The organism is Mesorhizobium sp. WSM4310, from assembly GCF_007003935.1.
GTDB lineage: Bacteria > Pseudomonadota > Alphaproteobacteria > Rhizobiales > Rhizobiaceae > Mesorhizobium.
Genome location: NZ_VFTA01000064.1, coordinates 1 through 21,430 on the forward strand (window position 1 = coordinate 1; position 21,430 = coordinate 21,430).

Below are 21,430 nucleotides of genomic sequence, written 5' to 3' on the forward strand. Positions count from 1 at the left end.
AAATATTGGTCCCGATCCGGGGCGGCGCGCTGGGGTGGCCCCCCCCACGCGCGCGCCAAGGGTCACTTTTCCGGGTTCTTCGGGCTCCACAGCACCGTCTCGGCACCCTTCTCATAGGCCATGCCGTCGGGGTAGCTGATCGCTTCCAGCTGCAATCCCCAGGGCGCCTGGAAATAGAGAATGGTCTGGCCGGCGGCGGGCCCTTGCTTGACCGGCAGGGGCCCCATGCGTGTCTTGACGCCCTTGCCATCGAGATAGGCTTTGGCGGCGGCAACGTCGTCGACATAGAGGGCGATATGGAAGCCGCCAATGTCGCTGTTCTTCGGCGTCAGATCCTTCTGGTCGGGCGCGGTGTATTTGAACAGCTCGATGTTCGAGCCATAGCCGCAGCGCACCATGGTGACCTGCTCGATGACGGCCTTAGGATCGACGCCCAGAAGGTCCTGCATGAAGGTGCCCTTGTCATCGGCGAACGGGCCGAACGACATTGCCTTCTTGCAGCCGACCACCTCGGTGAAGAAGTCGACCGCCTGCTTCATGTCGGGGACGGTGATGCCGGTGTGATCGTGGCCGCGCATGCCGGGGATCGAATCGGCCGAGGCCATGCCGGCGCCGCCAAGGACAGCGGCGGCAAGCGTTGCATTTCGAAGTATCGTCTTCATGTCAGTCCTCTCCATTGGCGGGACCTGGGTCTTTGCGGTCGCATGTCCGAACCCCGCTTTTCGGCATGTGTATGCATTCATGTCGGGGCCTTGGCGGCGGCAGGAATGTCCAGCCAGCCGGCGTCGATTTCGGGCAGCGGAATGGCTCCGATGAGGTCGCGCGTGTAGGCCTGCCTGGGATTGTCGAACAAGGCGTCGGTGGCGCTGGCTTCGACGATCATGCCTTCGCGCATGACGATGACTTGCCGGCACAGCCGCCGGATGACCGACAGGTCGTGGCTGATGAAGGCGACGGTCAGGCCCATGTCGGCTGCGAGCTTCTCCAGCAGGGTCAGGATCTGCGCCTGCGTCGACACGTCGAGGCCGGAGACTATCTCGTCGGCCAGCACGAATTTCGGCGACAGCGCCAGAGCGCGCGCAATGCCAACGCGCTGGCGCTGGCCGCCAGACAGTTCGTGGCGGTAACGGCCGGCAAAGCTCTGCGGCAGGCCGACCCGCTGCAGCGCCTCGGCGACGCGCGCCTTCAGATTGTCGCCAAGCCCGTTCTGCTTGAGCGGCGCGGCGATGATGCTGGCGATGGTGCGGCGCGGATTGAGCGACGACATCGGATCCTGGAAGATCATCTGCAGATTGCGGCGCAACGGCCGCAACTCCGCTTCCGGCAGATGCGTGATGTCGCGGCCGTCGAAGCTGATGCTGCCGGCGCTGGGCTCCAGCAGGCGCACCAGGGCACGACCGAGTGTCGACTTGCCGGAACCGGATTCGCCGACGATGCCGGTCACCGATCCCTTCGGCAAGTCAAAGTCGAGCCCTTTCAGGATTTCAGCCAACGGCGCACGGCCGATCAGCGGCTTGCGCGTCATGTCGGGCAAGGCGACCTTCAGCCCGCGTACGGAAAACAGCGGCTCAACCATGCGGCCGCCTCCACGCCAGGTCTGCTGCTGCGATCTCGGCGGCAAGCCCAGCCAGCACCGCTCCGTCCACGGGTTTCAGCGAGGCGAAAGGGTCGGTATAGCGCGGCGTCGCCGCCATCAGCGCCCGCGTATAGGCGTGCTGAGGGGCGGCGAAGAGCGCTGCCGTATCGGCTTCCTCCACCACCTTGCCGGCATAGAGCACCGAGACCTTCTGGCTGATCTTGGCGACGACGCCGAGATCGTGGGTGACGAACAGGATCGCGGTGCCGTGCTCGCGCTGCAACGCGGCGATCAGGCGCAGGATCTGCTTCTGCACGGTGACGTCGAGCGCCGTCGTCGGCTCGTCGGCGACGATCAGCCGGGGTTCGGCGGCGAAGGCGGCCGCGATCAGCACGCGCTGGCGCATGCCGCCGGACAGCTCGTGCGGATAGCTTTTCAGCACGCGCTCGGGATCGCGGATCTGCACCTCGTCCAGCAACTGCCGGGTGCGCCGATCGGCCTTCTCGCCGCTCCAGCCGAGAATGCGCACCAGCCGGTCGGTCATCTGCGGACCGATGCGGCGCGACGGGTTGAGCGCGGTCAGCGGATCCTGCGGGATCAGCGCGGTGCGGGCGCCGATCAGCGTGCGCCGTACCTTGGGCTGAAGCCTGCCGAGGTCTTCGCCCTCGAGCAGCATGTCGCCTTCGACGAGCCGCACGCTCGACGGCAACACGCCGAGCACCGCCTTGCCGATCATCGTCTTGCCGGCGCCGCTCTCGCCGACCAGTGCGCGCACCTCGCCGGGTTGCACGGCAAGCGACACCGAGCGCAGCACGCGCTGGCCGTTCGGCAGCACGGCGCTGAGATTGGCGATGTCGAGACAGGCGCTCATCGCAGCACCGGGTCGAAACGGGCCTTCAGCGCTTCGCCGAACTGGCTGAACGACAGCACGGTGAGGATCAGCGTGATCAGCGGAAACACCAGCACCCACCAGGCCTGATGGATCGACAGCCGGCCCTCGGCGATGATGCTGCCCCAGGTCGGATCGTCGGTCGAGATCGACAGATTGACGAAGGACAGGATCGCCTCGACGATGACGGCGATGCCCATCTCCAGCGACAAAAGCGCCACGATCGACGGCACCACATTGGGCAGCACTTCGCGCAGCATGATGCCGATGCGGCCATAGCCGGCGATGCGGGCATTCTCGACATAGTCCATGCGCGACTGGCCCATCGCCTCGGCGCGGATCACCCGGCAGAAGCGCGTCCAGTCGATGATGGCGATCGCCAGGATGACGGAGTTGAGGCCGGTGCCGAGCACAGCGACCAAGAGGATGGCGAACAGCACCGGCGGAAACGCCATCCAGATATCGACGACGCGCGAAATGATGCGGTCGGCCCAGCCGCCGAAATAGCCTGCGATCAGCCCGAGCGTCGAGCCGACGAGGCAGGCGGCGATGGCCGCCGCGAAAGCGACGATGAAGGCGATACGGCCGCCGAAGATCAGCCGGGACAACAGATCGCGGCCGAGGCTGTCGGTGCCCAGCCAATAGCCGGGCTCGGCGCCATCAAGCCAGAAGGGCGGCAGCCGCTCCAGCATCAGATCCTGCGCCAGTGGATCCTGCGGCGCCACCAGCGGCGCGAAGATCGCAGCCAGCAGAGCCAGCAGCAGCCAGCCGCCGGCGAGCCACAGCCTGGGGCTCGGTCCGCGTCTTGATGTGCGGGCCTCATCCATGGCGCAGCCTCGGGTTGAGCAGGGCATACATCATGTCGACCACGAGATTGATCAGCACGAACAGCAGCGCGAAGACCAGCACGATGCCCTGGATCAGCGGCAGGTCGCGGTTGATGACGGCATCGATCGCCATGTTGCCGAGGCCTTCATAGGAAAACAGCCGCTCGACGATGACGGTGCCGCCGATCAGGAAGGTGAACTGCACGCCGACCAGCGTCAGCGTCGGCAGGGCGGCATTCTTCAGCGCCTCGCGCAGGATGACCTGCGTCTCGGAAAAACCCTTGACCCGCGCCAGCACGACATAGTCGAGGTCGAGCACTTCCTTCAGCGACTGTTTCAGCAACTGCGATATGATCGCCGCCAGCGGCAGCGCCAGCGCCACCGCCGGCATCAGCATGTGCTTCAACAGGTCCCAGGTCAGGTCGAAGCGCAGCCGCAGCAGGCTCTCGAAGAAATAGAACTGGGTGGCGAAGGGCAGGTCGAGCTGCGGCGACACGCGGCCGGAAATGTCGAAGATCGGCACCAGCACGCCGAACAACAGGATCAGCACCAGCCCCCACAGGAAATCGGGAATGGAAAGCGCCGCCCCGCTGGTGATGTCGATGCCGGCTTCCACCGCCGTGCCGCGTTCTCTGGCGCCGAGGACCGCCGTCGTACCGCCGATCGCCACCGCCATGATCAGCGCGACGATGGCCAGTTCCAGCGTCGCCGGCAGCCGGTTGAAGACGAGGCCGAGCACGTCCTGCCGCAGCGAAATCGAGGTGCCGAAATCGCCCCGGACAACGCCGGACAACCAGATGAAGAATTGCTGCACGATGGTCTTGTCGAGCCCGTAGAGCGCGCGCAGGCGGGCGATGTCGTCATCCGTCGCGCCGGGCGGCAGCATCATGGCGATCGGATCGCCGGGCGCGACGCGGATCACGACGAAAACGACGATGGCCACGCCGAACAGCGTGATCAGCATCGTCAGAAGACGGATCAGGAATCTTTGCAGGAGCATGCTGGCTGAAGCCCGGCCTGTCTCAGTGATCGGTTAAGCGAAACGCCCTCTCATCCGGCCGCTTGGCGGCCACCTGCTCCCCGAGGGGAGAAGGTGGCCCGAAGGGCCAGATGAGGGGGCCTGCGTAAGTTGCACGCTGTCTTGGAACAGCGTGCCTTGTCGTCAGTCTCAGGCCGGGGTCATCAGTGCCGGCAGCAACGCGCCGGAGACATGCTGCACCACCTTGACGCCCTTGGCATGCACGATCGGCTGCGCATACTGCATCAGCGGCAGCACATAGGCCTGCTCGGCGATGTATTTGTCGACCGCCTTCCAGCCGGCGATGCGCTTGGCCTCGTCCTTCTCGCCCCACAGCGGGTTGATCATGTCGATCAGGTCCTGGCTGTCCCACACCGAGTGCGGGCTCGGCCCGTACATGGCAAAGCCGGTCGAGGTCGTCGGGTCGCCGATGGCGTTGCCCCAATTGTAGAAGGCCGCCGGCGCCAGCTTGTCGGCGGCGCGCAGTTCGTAGTGCTTGGCGATCTCGTAGACTTCGATCGTCGCTTCGATGCCGACCTTGCGCCACATGCCGACGATCGCCTGGATCATTTCATAATCCTTGGGCTTGAAGCCCTTGGTCGTCTGGATGGTGAACTTGACCGGCTTTTCCGGCGAATAGCCGGAAGCTGCAAGCAATTCCTTGGCCTTTTCCGGATTGTGCTCGACCTTGATCGACGCATCGTAGGCCGTGTATTCCGGCGTTTCCAGCGTGGCGATCGGCTGGCCGTAGCCGCGCAGCAGCCGCTTGACCAGAAGCTCCTTGTCCACCGCCATCACGGCTGCCTGGCGCACGTTCTTGTCCAGCATCGCCTCGATGTCGTTGAAGAAGATCATGCCGATGTCGGAAACATTCTTGATCGAGCCGGCAAGTCCGTCCTTGGCGATCAGGCGGTCATATTCCTCGTAGGGGATTTCGAGCGTCACCTGCGAGGAGCCGGATTCGATCTCGGCGACGCGGCTCGCCGCGTCGGTGACGAACTTGATCGTCACATTCTCGAAAGCCGGCTTGCCGCCCCAATAGTTCGGATTGGCCTTCAGCCGCAGGAAGGCGTTGCGCTCGAACTTTTCCACCATGTAGGGGCCGGTGCCGATCGGCGCTTTCTCGAAGCCTTCGGCGCCGACCTTCTCGTAATAGGCCTTCGGCAGGATGTAGCCGGTCAGGAACGACATCCATTTGAAATAGACCGGGTCGAACTGCACCACGTCGCCCGTGATCTTGTTGCCGTCGATCTTGAAGTTGCTGACATTCTTCCAGACGAACTGGATCGGGTTGCCGGTCTTCTCGTCGCCCGCGCGCTGCAGCGACCAGACAACGTCCTCGGGCGTGAAGGGTGAGCCGTCATGCCATTTCACGCCCTCGCGCACCGTCATCATCACCTTGGTGCGGTCGTCGTTCCAGCCCCATTCCGTGAGCAGGCCAGGGGCGAAGGACAGGTCGGGCTTCTGCGGGATGAACTGGTCGAACACCGACTGGTAGAGGCCCTGGATCGTCGGGTTGACGGCCGAGGGCCCAGTGGTCGGATCCCAGGACGGCAGGTTGACATTGTATGCGATGGTCAGTTCGCCGGCCGCCGCCTTGGCTATTTTCGGCAGGCCAACCGCGGCCACGCCGAGTGCCGCGGCACTGTATCCCAGCAATTCGCGTCTGTTGATTTTCATGGTCGTTCCCCTTGTTGGTTATTGTCTTTGCGCGGCACTATCCGTTCATTGGTTCAGGCTTCGTGGGCAGCAGCGCCTTGCCCCTCGTCACCTCGATAAAATCGTCGGAGCCTACCTCCCGCCAAGCTGTTGCGCGAGCATGAAACCCGAGGCCGCACCGGTCCCGGCACCCGGCCATGTCGCGGCTCCCGTCAGATGCAGATTGCCGACCGGCGTGTTCCAGCCGGCATAGCCGCGCGCCGGGCGGAACAAGAAGTTCTGCGCCAGATGGTGGCTGCCGCAAACCTGGTCGCCACCGACCAGGTTCGGGTTCTCGCGCTCGAGGTCGATGGGCGAGAACACGGACCGGCCGAGGATTTTGGCGCGCAGGCCGGGCGCATAAGTCTCGATGATGTCGAGCACGCGATCGCCATAGGCGTCCTTGACCTGATCCCAATGCGCGGGCGCAATCTTGCCGGCAGCATCGCCTGTTATCTCGGCGGGCAGCATGCGCACCTGCACCCACAGCACATGCTTGCCCTGCGGCGCGCGTGACGGATCGATCGCGCTTGGCTGGCCGACGACCAGCACCGGTTCGTCCGGCAGCATGCCGGCCATTGCCTGCTGATAGGTGCGCGACATGGCGTCGAGCGAGGGCGACAGATGCACATAGGCGAACTGCCGCAACTCAGACCCGGCGCGCCAGTCCGGCAGGTCGTCCAGCGCCAGGTGGATCATCATCGTACCCGGCGCATACCGAAACTTCTTCATCGCCGTATCGAAGCCGGCATTGCCGGAACCCCCCGGCAGCAGCGTGCCGGTCAGCGCCTTTGGCGCGACGCCGGCGATGACGGCCTTGGTGGCTGTATGGGTCTCACCGGAAACAAGCCGCACCCCGGTCGCCTTGCCGGCGGAAACGGTGATCTCGGCCACTTCCGCGCCAGTGACGATCTTGCCGCCGGCGGACGTCACCATGCCGGCCAGCGCCCGGATGATGGTGTCGGCGCCGCCCTTGCCCAGCACCATGCCGAAGCTCTGGTTGGCCATCGATTCCAGATAGGGGAACACCGCACCGCCGGCGATGTCGGGGGCGAAGTCGAGATGCATGCCCCAGGTGGCGAGCGTCGCCCGCACATAAGGCGACTCGAAAGTCTCCTCCAGCCACGCGCGGGGTGACGACAGCAACAGCCTTCCCGTGTCGAGCGCGCCGGATATGCCCTTCTTGCGCCACAGCTTCCACGCCGAGCCGGCCAGCGCGCGGGCGCTCATCGGCGAGCCCAGCAGCCGGAACAGATGTTCGGCCTCGGCCGAGAAGGCGGCAACAAGCCCGCGCCATGTCGCGGCATCGGCGGTGGAGAAAGCGGCCATGCGCGTGGCGGTCTTTTCCAGATCGTTGCTGACGCCGAACCACCGTCCGTTCGGAAAGGCGCTGGCGAAACAGTCGGCGACCGGAGCGAATTCCAGGCCCTGCGCTTTCAATTCATTTGCATATTTCCGGTGGAAGGCAGAGCCGGCAAAGAGGCTCAGATTCATCGCGCCGAAGTCGTGGCGGAAACCGGGAAGGGTGAATTCGCGGGTCTGGACGGCGCCGCCAATCGTGGAATTGCGCTCGAAAATCCCGGTTTTCCAGCCTTTGAGCGCCAGATGCGCGGCGCATGCCAGACTGTTGTGGCCCGCCCCGACAAAGATCGCGTCGAACTCGCTCACGCCCCGTTCCCATTTCCTTTATGCTTAAAGATAATTGCAGATGCATATGTTTTCGTCTAGTAGGATATTAAGGGCCGAGACGAGCCTCGATCATCACCACAAAAGAGGGAACACAAACATGGATACGCAAAAACTCCTCGGCGAAGTCGCCGGCCGGCTGCTTTCAGGGGCCATCAAGGTGGTCGACCTGTCGGCGCCGCTCGGACCGGACACGCCGCTGATCAAGCTGCCGCCGGAACTCGCCGTCGACACGCCCAAGGTCGAGATCCATTCGATTTCCCGCTATGACAAGAACGGCCCCTGGTGGGCGTGGAACTGGCTGAAGCTCGGCGAGCATTCCGGCACGCATTTCGATGCGCCGCAGCATTGGATCACCGGCAAGGACTATCCGGACGGCGCCACCGATACCATTCCGGCGCAGAACTTTGTCGGCCCGGTCAATGTCATCGACTGCTCCAAGGAAGCCGCCGCCGACCACGATTTCCTGCTCACCGTCGACCACATCAAGGCGTGGGAAGCCAAGCACGGCGCCATCAACGCCGGCGAGTGGGTGGTGATGCGCACCGACTGGTACAAGCGCAACGGTTCGGAAGCCGAGTTCCTCAACGCCAACGAGACCGGCCCGCATACGCCCGGCCCGACGGCCGAAGCCATCCAGTATCTGATAGCCAAGGACATCAAGGGCTGGGGCTCGGAGACGATCGGAACCGACGCCGGCAAGGCGGGCGGCATGGAGCCGCCATTCCCGGCGCACACGCTGATGCACAAGGCCAACCGCTACGGCCTCGCCAGCCTGTGCAACCTCGACCAGCTGCCGCCGAAGGGCGCCATCCTGATCGCGGCGCCGCTCAAGATCGAGCACGGCACTGGCAGCCCGATCCGCGCGCTGGCGCTGGTCTCGGGGCAATAGGCGAGGTGGCGGTCTTCGGGAGAAGATCATGGTCGAGGGCAAAACTTCGATGACGAAGTGGGGAAGACCGTCTTGTGACGTCAGCGTTCTACGGCGCCCCCCTCTGTCCAGAGGGGGGCGCGAAGGAACGCGGCTTAGCCCGATTGGCCTCCCGTCATCCAAGGGCACTCCCCAATGAAAGCGCCCGATCACATCATCGTCGGCAGCGGCATCAACGCGCTGGTCTGCGCGGCGATGCTTGGCGGCAAGGGTGCCAAGGTGCTCGTCCTCGAACGTAACGACCGCATCGGCGGCTGCATGCGCACCGAGGAGATCACCGCGCCCGGCTTCATACACGATGTGATGGCGACGACCTTCGTGCTGTTCATCACCTCGCCGGCCTTTGCGGCATTGGGCGGCGACCTCGCCCGGCACGGGCTGGAGTTCTGCCACACGGCCACGCCGACCGGCGTGCTGCGGCCAGACGGCAGCCACGCGGTGCTCAGCACCGACCGCGCCGCCAACGTCGCCGCCCTCAATGCGATCGCGGCGGGTGATGGCGACCGCCACGCCGACGACGTCGGTGGCATCGAACGCAATGCCGGCCTGCTGTTCGGCCTGCTCGGCGGCAGCCTGTGGTCCTATCCGACGGCCAAGCTTTTGGCCGGCGATGCCTGGCGGCGCGGCCCGCGCGGCCTTGCCGCCTTTCTCGGCGACGCTCTGGCGCCGGCACGCGGCTGGCTGGAAAGCACCTACCAGTCCGAAACCATCCGTGCGCTTTGGGCGCCCTGGGTGCTGCATGCCGGGCTCGGGCCGGAAGATGCCTTCTCCGGCCAGATCGCCAAGGTGATCGCCTTCGCGCTCGAAGCCGCGGGCGCCCCGATCGTCAAGGGCGGGGCAAGGAACCTGCTGTCGGCCTTCGAGGCATTGATCATCGAGCGCGGCGGCGTCATCTCCACCGAAGCGGACGTCGCCTCCATCATCCTGGCTGGTGGTCGCGCCACCGGTGTGCGGCTGGCCTCGGGCGAAACGGTCCATGCGAAGAAGAGCATCATCTGCTCGGTGACGCCGACGCAGCTTTATGGCCGGCTGCTAGGCAGCGAGGCGCCCAAAGCCGACATCGAGGCAACGCGGAAATACCGCTACGGCAAAGGCAACTTCCAGATCCACTACGCCCTCGACAAGCCGCCGGCATGGCGCGGCGGAGGACTGGACAAGGTGGCGTTGTTGCATCTGACGCCGGGCGTGGATGGCGTGTCGAAAGCCTGCAACGAGGCGGTGCGCGGCATGCTGCCGGAAGTGCCGACCATCTGCGTCGGCCAGCCGCACGCGCTCGACCCGTCGCGCTGTCCGCAAGGCAAGGCGATCCTCTGGCTGCAACTGCCAGAGGCGCCGCGCCACATCAAAGGCGATGCCGCCGGTAAGCTGGAGGCCCCGGCTGATGGGCAATGGACCGACGCATTGCGCGAGGCCTATGCCGACCGCGCTGGAGCGATCCTCGCCAGCCACATCGATGGCTTCAAGGACAGCGTGATTGCGCGCCGAGCCTATTCGCCGACCGACCTTGAAGCGATGAACATCAATCTGGTCGGCGGCGATCCCTATGGCGGATCCTCGACCATCGACCAGTCATTCCTGTGGCGGCCGTTCAAGACCAGCCGCAACCACCAGACCGGCATAAAGGGGCTTTATCATATCGGCGCCTCGACCCACCCGGGCGCGGGTCTCGGCGGCGGTTCCGGCTTTCTCCTGGCGAGGAGGCTGTGATGGAACAGAAGGTGGCGGAAAAGCGCCAGCGCATTTCGACGCTCGGGCAGATCGGCCTGCAGCAATTCGCGCCCTATCTGATGAACCGCATCATGGGCCGCTACAACGCCACCTTGCGCGATGATTTCCGCAAGCAGGGCCTGACCATTCCGCAGGTGCGCACGCTGGCCGTGCTGTCGGTCACCGATGGCGTCACCGTCAACGACCTCTCGGTCTATACGGTGATCGAGCAGTCGACCTTGAGCCGCACGCTGGACACACTGGAGGGGCAAGGCTTCGTGCGGCGCGAACAGGGCGTCACCGACAGCCGCATCCGCCATGTCTTCCTGACCGATGAGGGCCGCGCCGAGTTCACTCGCGCCTGGCCGGCCATGCATGACGCGTTCGAGGCGATGTTCGACGATATCGACGACGCTGAATATGCGGCACTCATCGCCACGCTTTTGAAGATGCTCAAGAACATTCGCAAGCACGACATCTAGACGTACGCGCCGCCGGTTCTCGGCGGCAACGGAAGGAGGCAGAGATGGCCGAACGGTCTTTCGCCAAGGAAGTTGAAAAACTCAGGCTCGGCGCCGGAGAGGAGTTTGCCGGCGAGGGCATCCTCGCCATCACCAAGGCGCTGCTGCAATGCGGCGTCGGCTATGTCGGCGGCTACCAGGGCGCGCCGATCAGCCACCTGATGGATGTGCTGGCCGACGCGCAGGACATTCTGGGCGAACTCGGCGTGCATTTCGAGGCGAGCGCCTCGGAAGCCACCGCCACCGCCATGCTCGCCGCCTCCGTGCATTATCCCATCCGCGGTGCCGCGACCTTCAAATCGACCGTCGGTACCAATGTCGCCTCCGATGCGCTCGCCAATCTTGCCTCCGGCGGCGTCACCGGCGGCGCGCTGATCATCGTTGGCGAGGACTATGGCGAGGGCTCCTCGATCATGCAGGAGCGCAGCCATGCCTTTGCCATGAAGAGCCAGGTCTGGCTGCTCGATCCACGCCCCAACCTGCCGTCGATCGTCAAGGCGGTGGAGGACGGCTTCGAGCTGTCGGAAGCCTCCAACACGCCGGTCATGCTGCAAGTGCGCATCCGCTGCTGCCACGTTCACGGCCATTTCACCGCCAAGGACAACAAGCGGCCGCCGATGACGGTCGCCGATGCTCTCGAAGCACCGCGCCGCGACACCGGCCGCATCGTGCTTCCGCCCGCCTCCTTCCTGCATGAGAAGGAGAAGGTGGCGAAGCGCTGGCCGGCCGCCGTCGATTTCATAAAGAGCCGCAAGATCAACGAATTCTTCGGTTCGGACCACGGCTCGGTCGGTATCGTCATGCAGGGCGGCATGTACAATTCCGTCATCCGCGCCTTGCAGCGTCTCGGCCTTGCCGACACCTATGGCGAGACGGACGTGCCGCTCTACGTGCTCAACGCCGTCTATCCCTTGATCGACGACGAGTTCCTGTCCTTCTGCGAGGGCAAGCAGGCGGTGCTGGTCGTCGAGGAGGGCCAGCCCAATTACATCGAGCAGGCCTTCGCGGCGATGCTGCACAAGGCCGGGCGTGGCTCCAGGCTGGTCGGCAAGGAATATCTGCCGATGGCCGGCGAATACACCGGCCAGGTCATGCTCGACGGCATCGGCGCCTTTCTGCGCGCCGAGGCGCCGCATCTGCTGCCCGGTGAAGTGCGCGCGCCCAACAAGGTCGGCGACGGCGTCGACACCGCGGACCTGATCAATGTGGTGCCGGGCCGTCCGCCGGGCTTCTGTATCGGCTGCCCGGAGCGGCCGATCTTCGCCGCGACCAAGCTTGTCGAGCAGGAACTCGGCAAGCACCACATCGCCTCCGATATCGGCTGCCATCTGTTCTCAATCATGCCGCCCTTCGAGCTCGGCGCCACCACCATGGGCTATGGGCTGGGGCCGGCCTCGGCGTCGGCGTTCAATTCGCCCGACGCCAAGCGCCGCTCGATCTCCTTCGTCGGCGATGGCGGCTTCTGGCACAACGGCCTGACCTCCTCGATCGGCAATGCCGTGTTCAACAAGAATGACGGCGTCATCGTCATCGTCGATAATTTCTATTCGGCCGCTACCGGCGGGCAGGACATCCTGTCATCGCGCGCCGGCAACAAGACCAAGTCGACAAAACATCCGATCACCGAGGCGGTGAAGGGCATGGGCGTCAAATGGCTGCGCCATGTCGACCGCACCTACGATGTCGGCAAGATGCAGGACACGTTGCGCGAGGCGCTGACGACGGAGGAGAAGGGGCCGAAGGTCATCGTCGCCTCGTCAGAATGCATGCTCAACCGCCAGCGCCGCGAAAAGCCGCTGGTCGACAAGGCGATCAAGGGCGGCGAGCGCGTGATCAAACCGAAATTCGGTGTCGACGAGGACATCTGCACCGGCGACCACGCCTGCATGCGGTTGTCGGGCTGCCCGTCACTGTCGGTGAAGTCGCTCGACGATCCGCTGCGCGACGATCCGGTGGCATCGATCGACCAGAACTGCGTCGGCTGCGGCAATTGCGGCGAGGTCGCCGATGCCGCCGTACTCTGCCCGTCCTTCTACCGCGCCGATGTAGTCCACAATCCGAGCCGCTGGGACCGTTTCCTGGAATCCGCGCGTCGCGCGGTGATCAGCCTTCTGCAGCGCCGCCGCGAAAGCCGGCGCCTGACGTTCGCCAATGCTTGACGCTGTCCCGCCATTCCGCGCCAAGGACGACCAGCGCGTCATCAAGCTCGCCGTGCTGGCGGTCGGCGGCCAGGGCGGCGGCGTGCTGGCCGACTGGATCACCGATGTCGCCGAACGCAATGGCTATGTCGCGCAATCGACCTCGGTCGCCGGCGTGGCGCAGCGCACCGGCGCCACCATCTACTATGTCGAAATGGCCCAGGACACCGGCCGGCTGCCGGTCTTCGCGCTGTCGCCCTCGCAAGGCGATGTCGACATATTGATCGCCGCCGAATTGATGGAAGCCGGCCGTGCCATCATCCGTGGTTTCGTCACGCCGGAGCGCACCACGCTGATCGCCTCTTCGCACCGCATCGCCGCGGTATCGGAGAAGATCGAGCCGGGCGACGGCCGGGCCTCATCTGCCAAGGTGCATGCGACGGCGGAATCCGCATCGAAGCGCTTCATCGCCTTCGACATGGAAAAGATCGCCGCCGACAATGGTTCGATGATCTCGGCCAGCCTGCTTGGCGCGCTGGCGGGCTCGGACGCACTGCCCTTCACGCGCGAAAGCTACGAGCAGGCGGTCAGTGCCGGCGGCCGCGGCGTCAAGGCCAGCCTCGCCGCCTTTGGCGCCGCCTATGACCGGGCGCGCGGCACGGCCGCACCGGCGCCGAGGCCAGCAGGGCCGGCCATTGTCGAATCCGCATTGGGCGCAGGGCGCGTGAGCGGCCCGCAAAACCTGCTGCAGGGCTGGCAGGCGCTCGCTGCCCGCATCGACCTGATGCCCGTGGCGGTGCGTGACATGGCGTTGCGGGGCCTGAGGAAGGTCGTCGACTATCAGGACATCGCCTATGGCAGCGAGTATCTTGACCGGCTCGACCGGGCCGTCGCACTGGACAGCGCCGACCATGCCCATGCGTTGTCCATCGCCGCTGCCAAGCATCTCGCCAACGCGCTGTGCTATGACGACATGATCCGCGTCGCCGACCTGAAAACACGCTCGACCCGTGACAGGCGCGTGCGCAAGGAAGTCGGCGTCAAGGAAGGTTCGATCCTGCAGGTCACCGAATATTTTCATCCGCGCATCGAGGAGTTCTGCGGCACGATGCCGGCGGGGCTGGGCAGCTATATCGAGAGCCGGCCGAAGCTTGCCGCCTTCCTCGACCGCCGCATCAACCATGGCCGCCGCATCCGCACCGACAGCTTTGCCGGCTTTGCGGCACTCTGGTTCATCGGCGGCCTGCGCCGCTGGCGCCGCGTCCTGCTGCGACACAAGGTCGAGACCGCGCATCTCGATCGCTGGTACGCGCTGGCGCTCGCCCATGTGCCCCAGGACTATGCGCTCGCCGTCGAAATCCTCATTTGCCGCCGGCTGATCAAGGGCTACAGCGACACCCATGTTCGCGCCCAGTCCAAATTCGACCGCGTGCTGTCGGCGCTTGCCATGCTCAAGGGCCGCGACGATGCCGCCGACTGGATCCGCCGCCTGCGCGAGGCGGCGCTGAAGGACGAAAAGGGCGACATGCTCGACGGCGCGCTGAAGACAGTGGCGACGCTCGGGCCAGGTCCGGCAACCTCGGCGCCCTAACCCCGAGATACCAGAGGCATCACCGGTTCCGAGTTCCGTTTCCAGGTGCAATGAACGACGTTCATTTTTCGCTTGAACAATGTTCAAGATGTGATAGGATGCGCTTATGAACGATGTTCATTTCTGGCGGACCGAAAGCCGCGATATGGACATCGGGCACTGTAAGGAAGTTTAACCAGCTCATGACTATCACTGAGCTTGAAATAGCGCCTGCAACCCGCAGGGCCTCCGGCGAATAGCCGTAGGGTTCCGCCAAGTGGAAATCGCCATGAACACGCATCTGATGTTGTCCCGGCGCTTTGCGCCTCTGTTCTGGACGCAGTTCCTGTCCGCCTTCAACGACAATTTCCTCAAGAACACGCTGGTGTTCCTGATCCTCTTCACGCTGGCAGCCGACCAGGCGGCCTCGCTGGTCACTTTGGCTGGCGCCGTCTTCATGGCGCCCTTCCTGTTGTTGTCGGCGCTTGGCGGCGAGATCGCCGACCGCTTCGACAAGGCGCTGATCGCGCGCCGGCTGAAATTCGCCGAGATCGCCGCCGCGGGTGTCTCCGTCGTCGGCATCGCGCTGTCGTCTATTCCCGTGCTGATGACGGCGCTGCTGATGTTCGGCATCATCTCGGCGCTGTTCGGGCCGATCAAATACGGCATCCTGCCCGATCACCTCGAGCGCAAGGAACTGCCTAAGGCCAACGCCTGGATCGAGTCGGCCACGTTTGCCGCCATCCTCGGCGGCACCATCGCCGGCGGCGTCGTGTCGGCCGATGGCATCGGCGTCACTGTGTTCGGACCGATCATGATGGCCTTGGCCGTCGGCTGCTGGTTCGTCAGCCGCTACATTCCGCCCACGGGTTCCGCGGCACCTGACCTTGTCATCGACAGGAACATCTTTCGCTCGACCTGGCGCCAGGTCAGCGAGCTGCGGACCGACACGCGGATCTGGCGCGCCGGCCTGATGACCTCATGGTTCTGGCTGATCGGCGCCATCGTGCTTTCGATCCTGCCGACCTTGATCAAGGATTCGCTCGGCGGCAACGAGATCGCCGTCACCGTCTATCTCGCTGTGTTCGCCGTCTCGATCGCCATCGGCTCGGCGATTGCCGCATGGATGTCGCAGGGGCGTATCGTGCTGCTGCCCGCACCGGTCGGCACGGCGCTGCTGGCGCTGTTTGGCCTGCATTTGGCCTGGACCATCTGGAGCATGCAGCCTTCGCCGAAGGCGCAAACTCTTGCCCTGTTCTTTGCCGGGCCAGACACCATCCGTGTGGCGATCGACCTCGCCGGCATGGCCATCGCCAGCGCCTTCCTCGTGGTGCCGACCTTCGCCGCCGTGCAGGCCTGGTCGCCCGAGGCGCGCCGCGCCCGTGTCGTCGCCGCGGTCAGCATCGTCAATGCCGGCTTCATGACCGTCGGCGGCATCCTCGTCGCCGCGATCCAGACGAAAGTCTCGACCGGCGGCATCCTGTTCGGCCTCGCCGCGGCCAATGCCGTCGCCGCCTGGCTGATGCTGAAATTCCTGCCGACCAACGCCTTCCGCGATTTCGTCTCCATCCTGTTCCGCGCCTTCCTGCGCCTGGAGGTCGAGGGCATGGAGAACCTTAAGGCGGCCGGCACGGCGCCGATCCTGGCGCTCAACCATGTCAGCTTCCTCGACGGTCCGCTGGCGCTGACGCTGACCGACGAGGAGCCGGTCTTCGCCATCGACTACGCCATAGCCCAGGCCTGGTGGATGAAGCCGTTCATGAAGCTCGCCCGTGCCTTGCCGCTCAATCCGGCCAAGCCGATGTCGACCCGCACGCTGATCAAGATCGTGCAGGGCGGCGATCCGCTGGTCATTTTCCCCGAAGGCCGCATCACCGTCACCGGCGGGCTGATGAAGGTCTATGATGGCGCCGCCATGGTGGCGGACAAGACCGGCTCGATGGTCGTGCCGATCCGCATCGACGGGCTGGAGAAAAGCCCGTTCTCCCGGCTGACGTCGCAGCATGTGCGCCGCCGTCTGCTCCCGAAGGTCAAGGTGACCATACTGGAGCCGGTCAAGCTGCAAGTGCCGCCGGAGCTGAAAGGCCGCAAGCGCCGCGCCGCGGCGGGGTCTGCACTCTACCAGGTCATGTCGGATCTCGTCTTCCGCACCCAGGACATCGACAGGACGGTGCTGGAAAAGATCATCCTGACGGCGAATGAACGCGGCATGAAACGGCTCGCCGTGCAGGATCCGGTCACCGGCTCGCTGAGCTATGGCAAGCTGCTGACGGCGGCCGCCGTGCTCGGCGAGAAATTCCAGAACCTTTATGCCGATCAGCAGACGCTCGGCATCATGCTGCCCAACGCCAACGGCTCGTGCGCCACGCTGCTCGGCGTGATGTCGTCCGGCAAGGTGCCGGCGATGATCAACTTCACCGCCGGTGCCGCCAACATCCTTTCCGCCTGCAAAGCCGCTGAGGTGAAGACCGTGCTCACGTCCCGCGCGTTTGTCGAACAGGCCAAGCTTGGCGCGGTGGTCGAGGAGATCGGCCGGTCGGTTGACATCGTCTGGCTCGACGATCTGCGTGCAACCATCGGTCTCAAGGACAAGCTGCTTGGCCTGTTGCGCAAGTCGACACCGCGCGCGCCGCGCAAGCCTGACGACCCGGCGGTAATCCTATTCACCTCAGGCTCGGAAGGCACGCCGAAGGGCGTCGTGCTCACCCATCGCAACATCCTGGCCAATGCCGCGCAGGCGGCCTCGCGCATCGACTTCCACTCGGGCGACAAGGTGTTCAACGTTTTGCCGATCTTCCATTCCTTCGGCATGACGGCCGGCACGGTGCTGCCGTTGATCTCGGGCGTGCCGGTCTATTTCTACCCATCGCCGCTGCACTACCGCATCGTTCCGGAACTGATCTACGCCTCCAACGCGACGATCATCTTCGGCACCGATACGTTCCTCAGCGGCTATGCCCGCACAGCGCACCCCTACGACTTCCGCTCGATACGCTATTGTTTTGCCGGCGCGGAACCGGTCAAGGCAGCGACGCGCATGACCTACATGGAGAAGTTCGGGGTGCGTATCCTCGAGGGCTACGGCGTGACCGAAGCGGCGCCGGTGATCGCAATCAACACGCCGATGTACAACAGGTCCGGCAGCGTCGGCAAAATCATGCCCGGCATGGAATACCGCCTGGATCCGGTACCCGGCGTGGATGAAGGCGGGCGTCTCTACGTGCGCGGCCCAAATGTCATGTCGGGCTATCTGCGCGCCGAGAAGCCGGGTGTGCTGGAACCGCTGGTCGACGGCTGGCATGACACCGGCGATGTCGTCTCGGTCGACGAGGGCGGCTTCATCACCATTCGCGGCCGCGCCAAGCGTTTCGCCAAGATCGGCGGCGAGATGATCTCCCTTGCCGCCATCGAGGCGCTGGCGGGTGAAGTGTGGAAAGGCTCTTTGTCGGCGGTCGCTTCCGTGCCGGATTCGCGCAAGGGCGAGAAGCTCATTCTTATCACCGAGGCTACCGGCGCCACACGTGCCGAGTTCCTGGCCTTCGCCAAGGCCAATGGCGCCATGGACCTGATGGTGCCCGCCGAAGTGCGCGTCGTCCCGAAAGTGCCGGTGCTCGGCTCCGGCAAGCTCGACTTCGCCGGCGTAACCAAACTGGTGCGGGGGCAGGAGGCGCCGGCCGCCAAGGTCGAGGCCGCCTGACCGAGGCGACATGCTCGACGCTCGACGACGCCGCGCTGAAAGTCGCGGCGTCGCTTGGAGGACTCGATCATGCTCGCAGATACATTCTGCCAATTGCCGTCGCCGCAGGCGCATTGATGCTGTCGAGTGTCAGCTCGCAGGCGCTGCCCATGGCCAAGCCCAGTGCCGCCGCCGCTTGATAATCCGACCGATACATCATTGGCACCATCGCTGGTGATCACGGAGCGGATCGACACGGCGGTGGCTGCGAAGCGGGGTGGGCGCTTCCCCAAGGATGGCGGTCGTGACGCCATCGTGCTTCTTCAAGCGATGAGATCCCGCATCGGCTTCACCGCCGCCGACTCGGGAAACACCTTGTCGCCGAGCACGGCTGCGGACAGGCCGAACTGGTCGGCGAGCAGGCCTTTCAACACCGCCCTGACATCGCTGGTCGGGGCGAGGTCGCGTTGCTGGTAGAGTTGCGCCGGCTTCAATCCCGGCCAGTCCGCGATGACGCGGCCGCCCTTGATCGCGCCGCCGGCGAGCAGCACCACCGTGCCGGTGCCATGATCGGTTCCGACCGTCCCATTGATCCGCGCCGTGCGCCCGAATTCGGTGACGGCAACGATCGCCGTGTCCTTCCAGCGCTCGCCGAGACCCTTTTCGAATTCCTCGAAGGCGCCGTCGAGGCCGCCGAGCAAGGTGGCGAGCCGGCCCGTGGCGCCGCCTTCGTTGACATGCGTATCCCAGCCGTCGAAGGCAAGCGCCGCAACACGCGGCCCGTCATCGGCCGCGATCAGCCTGGCCGCACCTTGCGCGGCCTGCCGCATGCCGGCGGCGCTGCCGCGGCCACCCTTCGCCTTCATCGCCCCATCCTTCCGCTCAATCACGTTGCCGCCGATGTGGTCGTCGAGCGCCATGCGATCGGCATCAAGGCCGTTTTGCAGGGCCACCGCCAGCACCGGATCGCGATGCTGGTAGAGGTCGAGAACCCGCGCCGCGAGATCGCCGGCTGGCGCCGGCATCGATTGCGGCGCCCAGCCGAGCACGGGAGCCGCGCCACGGATCACCAGCGGCGTCGATGGTCCGACGGCCAGCCCGCCAAGCGTCGCCACGCGGTCGCCCGCCGGCAGGCTCTCCAGCGCCCGGTTGAGCCATCCGGTGGCGACGTGGCCCGGCCCGGCGAAACCGCTTTCCAGCACGTCCTGACCGTCGAAATGCGAGCGTTCGCGATAGCCGGTCGCGGCCGCGTGCACCACCGCCGCCTGCTTGTCCTTGAACAGCCGCGTAAAGACCGGCATCGCCGGATTGACCGCGAAGAAACCATCGAGCGGCAATGCCGCGTGCGGGCCGGCAAGCGACAAAGCGATGTCGCCATGCAGGCCGGCATAGTCGGGATCGCCGATCGGACCGACCGCCGACAGGCCGTCGAGCGCGCCGCGCAGCACGATGACGATCAGGCGCGGGTCGCGATTGTCGGCGGCGCAGGCGAAACGAGGCAGATAGGCCCAGGCAAATAGCGCGCCGCCGGTCATCAGCACGGCGCGGCGGGAAGGGTGAGGGGTTTCACACAGCAGGCTCATGACTTGGTCTCCATGTCGGCGCCGGACCTGTCGCTGGCGCTAGCGTCTCTGGAATTCGGGCGCCATCAAGAGCAGCGCCAGGCCCTGTTGCTTGGACTCGGCGCGGGCGACCGCTTGCCGCGTTTCCGGCGAGGCGGAGGGACCGATGACGGCGTCGAGCATGTCGTTGGGATTGCCGATATCCTTGACCTGGCGGGCCGCCTGCCAGGCGATGTCGAGGCGGATCTTCATGCCTTCGGCCGAGGTCCAGCTGTCCGCCTGGTCGGAAAAACCGTTCGGCCCCGGCGGTTGCCAGAGCGGCTCGCCCAGCGCATTGAGCCAATTGAGCGACTGGCCGGGATCGTTCGCCGGACCCGGACCGGCCGCCCGGCGGATGGCGGCGATATAGTCGAAAGGCGAGCGCATCTTGGCCAGAGGCGCCGACCAGGCCTCCGGCATGTCGATGAGGGTCGCCGCCAATGCCCGGAGATTGCCGTCGCTCTTGGCGAAAACCTTGGCGAGGCGCGCGACAGCCGCGGGCGGCGGATCGTCGGCTATGAAATGTCGGGCAAGTTCCGTGGCGATGTGCTGCGCCGTCGCCGGATGGCGGGCGATGTCGTTGAGCGCCGCCTCGGCCTGACCCATGCCGCCGGCCGGATAGGTCTTGCCCAGCAGCACCGCGTCGCCCGGCTCATGTGCATTGGCGTTGAAGACGGAACTGCCGGGCTCGCCAAGCCGGCCTTTGCGCCCCGCCATCGTCCAGCCGGTCAGGATGCGCGCGAAGCTGGTGACGTCGGCCTGGGTATAGCCGCTGCCGACGCCCAGCGTGTGCAGTTCCATGATCTCGCGGGCGAGGTTCTCGTTGAGGCCGCGCCGGCGGTTCTTGCCGGCGCGGGAGTCCGGGCCGATCGACTGCTGGTTGTCGAGATAGAACAGCATCGCCGGATGCCGCTCCACCGCCATCAGCATGTCGGCGAAGCGGCCGAGCACGAAGGGGCGGATGGCTTCCCGCTCGAAGGCGCCGGCGCTCGCCCGCACGATGTTGTCCTTCGCCACGGAGACGCAGAAATGGTTCGACCAGAAATACACCAGGCGTTCGACGAAGCCGGCCTCGGCGCCAAAAGCCTTGTCGAGGCGCGCCTGGGCTTCGGCGCGAAACAGCGTGGCCTCGATTGGCGGCGCGGGTTTGGCCGGTGGCGCGGGCGGCGGAACAGGTTGGGCAGGCGCAACCGGTTCCGGCGTGGCCTGGGTGCTCGCCATTGCGGGCTGCGCCGTGGCTGCGGCCATGTGCTCGCGGTCGAGCTTGCGTTGGAAGTTTGCCGCCATGCTGGCCTGGATGGCCGGCGTGCTGCCCGGCAGGCTCGCATAGGCCGGATCGTCGAGCGGGATCAGGGCGATGTCGGGCTGCCGCAGTTCCGCCTTCAGATAGCCCCGCGGGTCGTGGGCCACCCTGTCGCGGTCGCCGGGCCTTGCCCCGAGCCCGAAGCGGTTGAAAGCGACGAGCACTGGATCTGGCGGGGAATTGGAGGCCGGGATAGCCAAGTCAGCTCTCCATTGCTGGGGCTTCCCGCGCACGGCGCCGGAAGCCCGTTCGAGCCGTTTCGTGCCTGTTCAACTGAGGTCGTGGGGGG

The 21,430-nt window shown here is 65.5% G+C and carries 16 protein-coding genes; 6 read left to right on the top strand and 10 right to left on the bottom strand.

The annotated features are described in order from the left end of the window. Nucleotides 1-62 precede the first annotated feature (62 nt). The 7 genes from FJV80_RS33460 to FJV80_RS33490 form a co-directional block, all read right to left on the bottom strand. Nucleotides 63-662, bottom strand: a complete 600-nt coding sequence (locus FJV80_RS33460; RefSeq protein WP_095771756.1) for a VOC family protein — start codon at nucleotides 660-662, stop codon at nucleotides 63-65. 77 nt (nucleotides 663-739) lie between these two features. After that, nucleotides 740-1,576 (bottom strand): ATP-binding cassette domain-containing protein, encoded by an 837-nt coding sequence (locus tag FJV80_RS33465; protein WP_142878424.1) that lies wholly within the window; start codon nucleotides 1,574-1,576, stop codon nucleotides 740-742. Next, entirely contained in the window at nucleotides 1,569-2,447 is an 879-nt protein-coding gene (locus FJV80_RS33470; protein WP_142878425.1) for an ABC transporter ATP-binding protein, read from the bottom strand. The genes FJV80_RS33465 and FJV80_RS33470 overlap by 8 nt, the downstream gene beginning before the upstream one ends. Beyond that, nucleotides 2,444-3,292, bottom strand: coding sequence for an ABC transporter permease (locus FJV80_RS33475; protein WP_142878426.1), 849 nt, complete (start codon nucleotides 3,290-3,292; stop codon nucleotides 2,444-2,446). The genes FJV80_RS33470 and FJV80_RS33475 overlap by 4 nt, the downstream gene beginning before the upstream one ends. Next, complete coding sequence (locus FJV80_RS33480; RefSeq protein ID WP_095787235.1) at nucleotides 3,285-4,292, bottom strand: ABC transporter permease; 1,008 nt, start codon at nucleotides 4,290-4,292, stop codon at nucleotides 3,285-3,287. The genes FJV80_RS33475 and FJV80_RS33480 overlap by 8 nt, the downstream gene beginning before the upstream one ends. 168 nt (nucleotides 4,293-4,460) lie before the next feature. Next, nucleotides 4,461-5,990, bottom strand: coding sequence for an ABC transporter substrate-binding protein (locus tag FJV80_RS33485; RefSeq protein ID WP_095787236.1), 1,530 nt, complete (start codon nucleotides 5,988-5,990; stop codon nucleotides 4,461-4,463). A gap of 111 nt (nucleotides 5,991-6,101) precedes the next feature. Further along, on the bottom strand, nucleotides 6,102-7,676 hold the full coding sequence (locus FJV80_RS33490; RefSeq protein WP_142878427.1) for an NAD(P)/FAD-dependent oxidoreductase: 1,575 nt from the start codon (nucleotides 7,674-7,676) through the stop codon (nucleotides 6,102-6,104). Between the two features lie 118 nt (nucleotides 7,677-7,794). Here FJV80_RS33490 and FJV80_RS33495 point away from each other — a divergent pair, with 118 nt between their 5' ends. From FJV80_RS33495 to FJV80_RS33515, 5 genes are all read left to right on the top strand, one after another. Further along, nucleotides 7,795-8,586: a cyclase family protein gene (locus FJV80_RS33495; protein WP_095791942.1), complete on the top strand. Its 792-nt coding sequence runs from the start codon at nucleotides 7,795-7,797 to the stop codon at nucleotides 8,584-8,586. A gap of 174 nt (nucleotides 8,587-8,760) precedes the next feature. Then, a complete protein-coding gene (locus tag FJV80_RS33500; protein ID WP_142878428.1) occupies nucleotides 8,761-10,332 on the top strand; it encodes an NAD(P)/FAD-dependent oxidoreductase in 1,572 nt (523 codons plus the stop codon). Next, nucleotides 10,332-10,814, top strand: coding sequence for a MarR family transcriptional regulator (locus tag FJV80_RS33505; RefSeq protein WP_095771765.1), 483 nt, complete (start codon nucleotides 10,332-10,334; stop codon nucleotides 10,812-10,814). Before FJV80_RS33500 ends, FJV80_RS33505 begins: the two co-directional genes overlap by 1 nt. Nucleotides 10,815-10,858: 44 nt before the next feature. After that, nucleotides 10,859-13,012, top strand: a complete 2,154-nt coding sequence (locus FJV80_RS33510) for an indolepyruvate ferredoxin oxidoreductase subunit alpha (RefSeq protein ID WP_095791941.1) — start codon at nucleotides 10,859-10,861, stop codon at nucleotides 13,010-13,012. Continuing rightward, complete coding sequence (locus FJV80_RS33515; protein WP_142878429.1) at nucleotides 13,005-14,582, top strand: indolepyruvate oxidoreductase subunit beta family protein; 1,578 nt, start codon at nucleotides 13,005-13,007, stop codon at nucleotides 14,580-14,582. The genes FJV80_RS33510 and FJV80_RS33515 overlap by 8 nt, the downstream gene beginning before the upstream one ends. Nucleotides 14,583-14,643: 61 nt before the next feature. Here the strand turns inward: FJV80_RS33515 and FJV80_RS33520 are convergent, their stop codons facing one another. Then, complete coding sequence (locus FJV80_RS33520) at nucleotides 14,644-14,862, bottom strand: hypothetical protein (RefSeq protein ID WP_142878430.1); 219 nt, start codon at nucleotides 14,860-14,862, stop codon at nucleotides 14,644-14,646. Between FJV80_RS33520 and FJV80_RS33525 the strand changes: the two genes are divergently transcribed. Further along, nucleotides 14,851-18,258, top strand: a complete 3,408-nt coding sequence (locus FJV80_RS33525) for an acyl-[ACP]--phospholipid O-acyltransferase (RefSeq protein WP_142878431.1) — start codon at nucleotides 14,851-14,853, stop codon at nucleotides 18,256-18,258. The genes FJV80_RS33520 and FJV80_RS33525 overlap by 12 nt on opposite strands. Before the next feature lie 302 nt (nucleotides 18,259-18,560). Here FJV80_RS33525 and FJV80_RS33530 read toward each other — a convergent pair whose 3' ends face one another. After that, nucleotides 18,561-19,820 (bottom strand): DUF1501 domain-containing protein, encoded by a 1,260-nt coding sequence (locus tag FJV80_RS33530; RefSeq protein ID WP_142878432.1) that lies wholly within the window; start codon nucleotides 19,818-19,820, stop codon nucleotides 18,561-18,563. Between the two features lie 39 nt (nucleotides 19,821-19,859). Further along, nucleotides 19,860-21,341 carry a DUF1800 family protein gene (locus FJV80_RS33535; protein WP_142878433.1) on the bottom strand — a complete coding sequence of 494 codons (1,482 nt, stop codon included), beginning with the start codon at nucleotides 21,339-21,341 and terminating at the stop codon, nucleotides 19,860-19,862. Nucleotides 21,342-21,430: the final 89 nt, after the last annotated feature.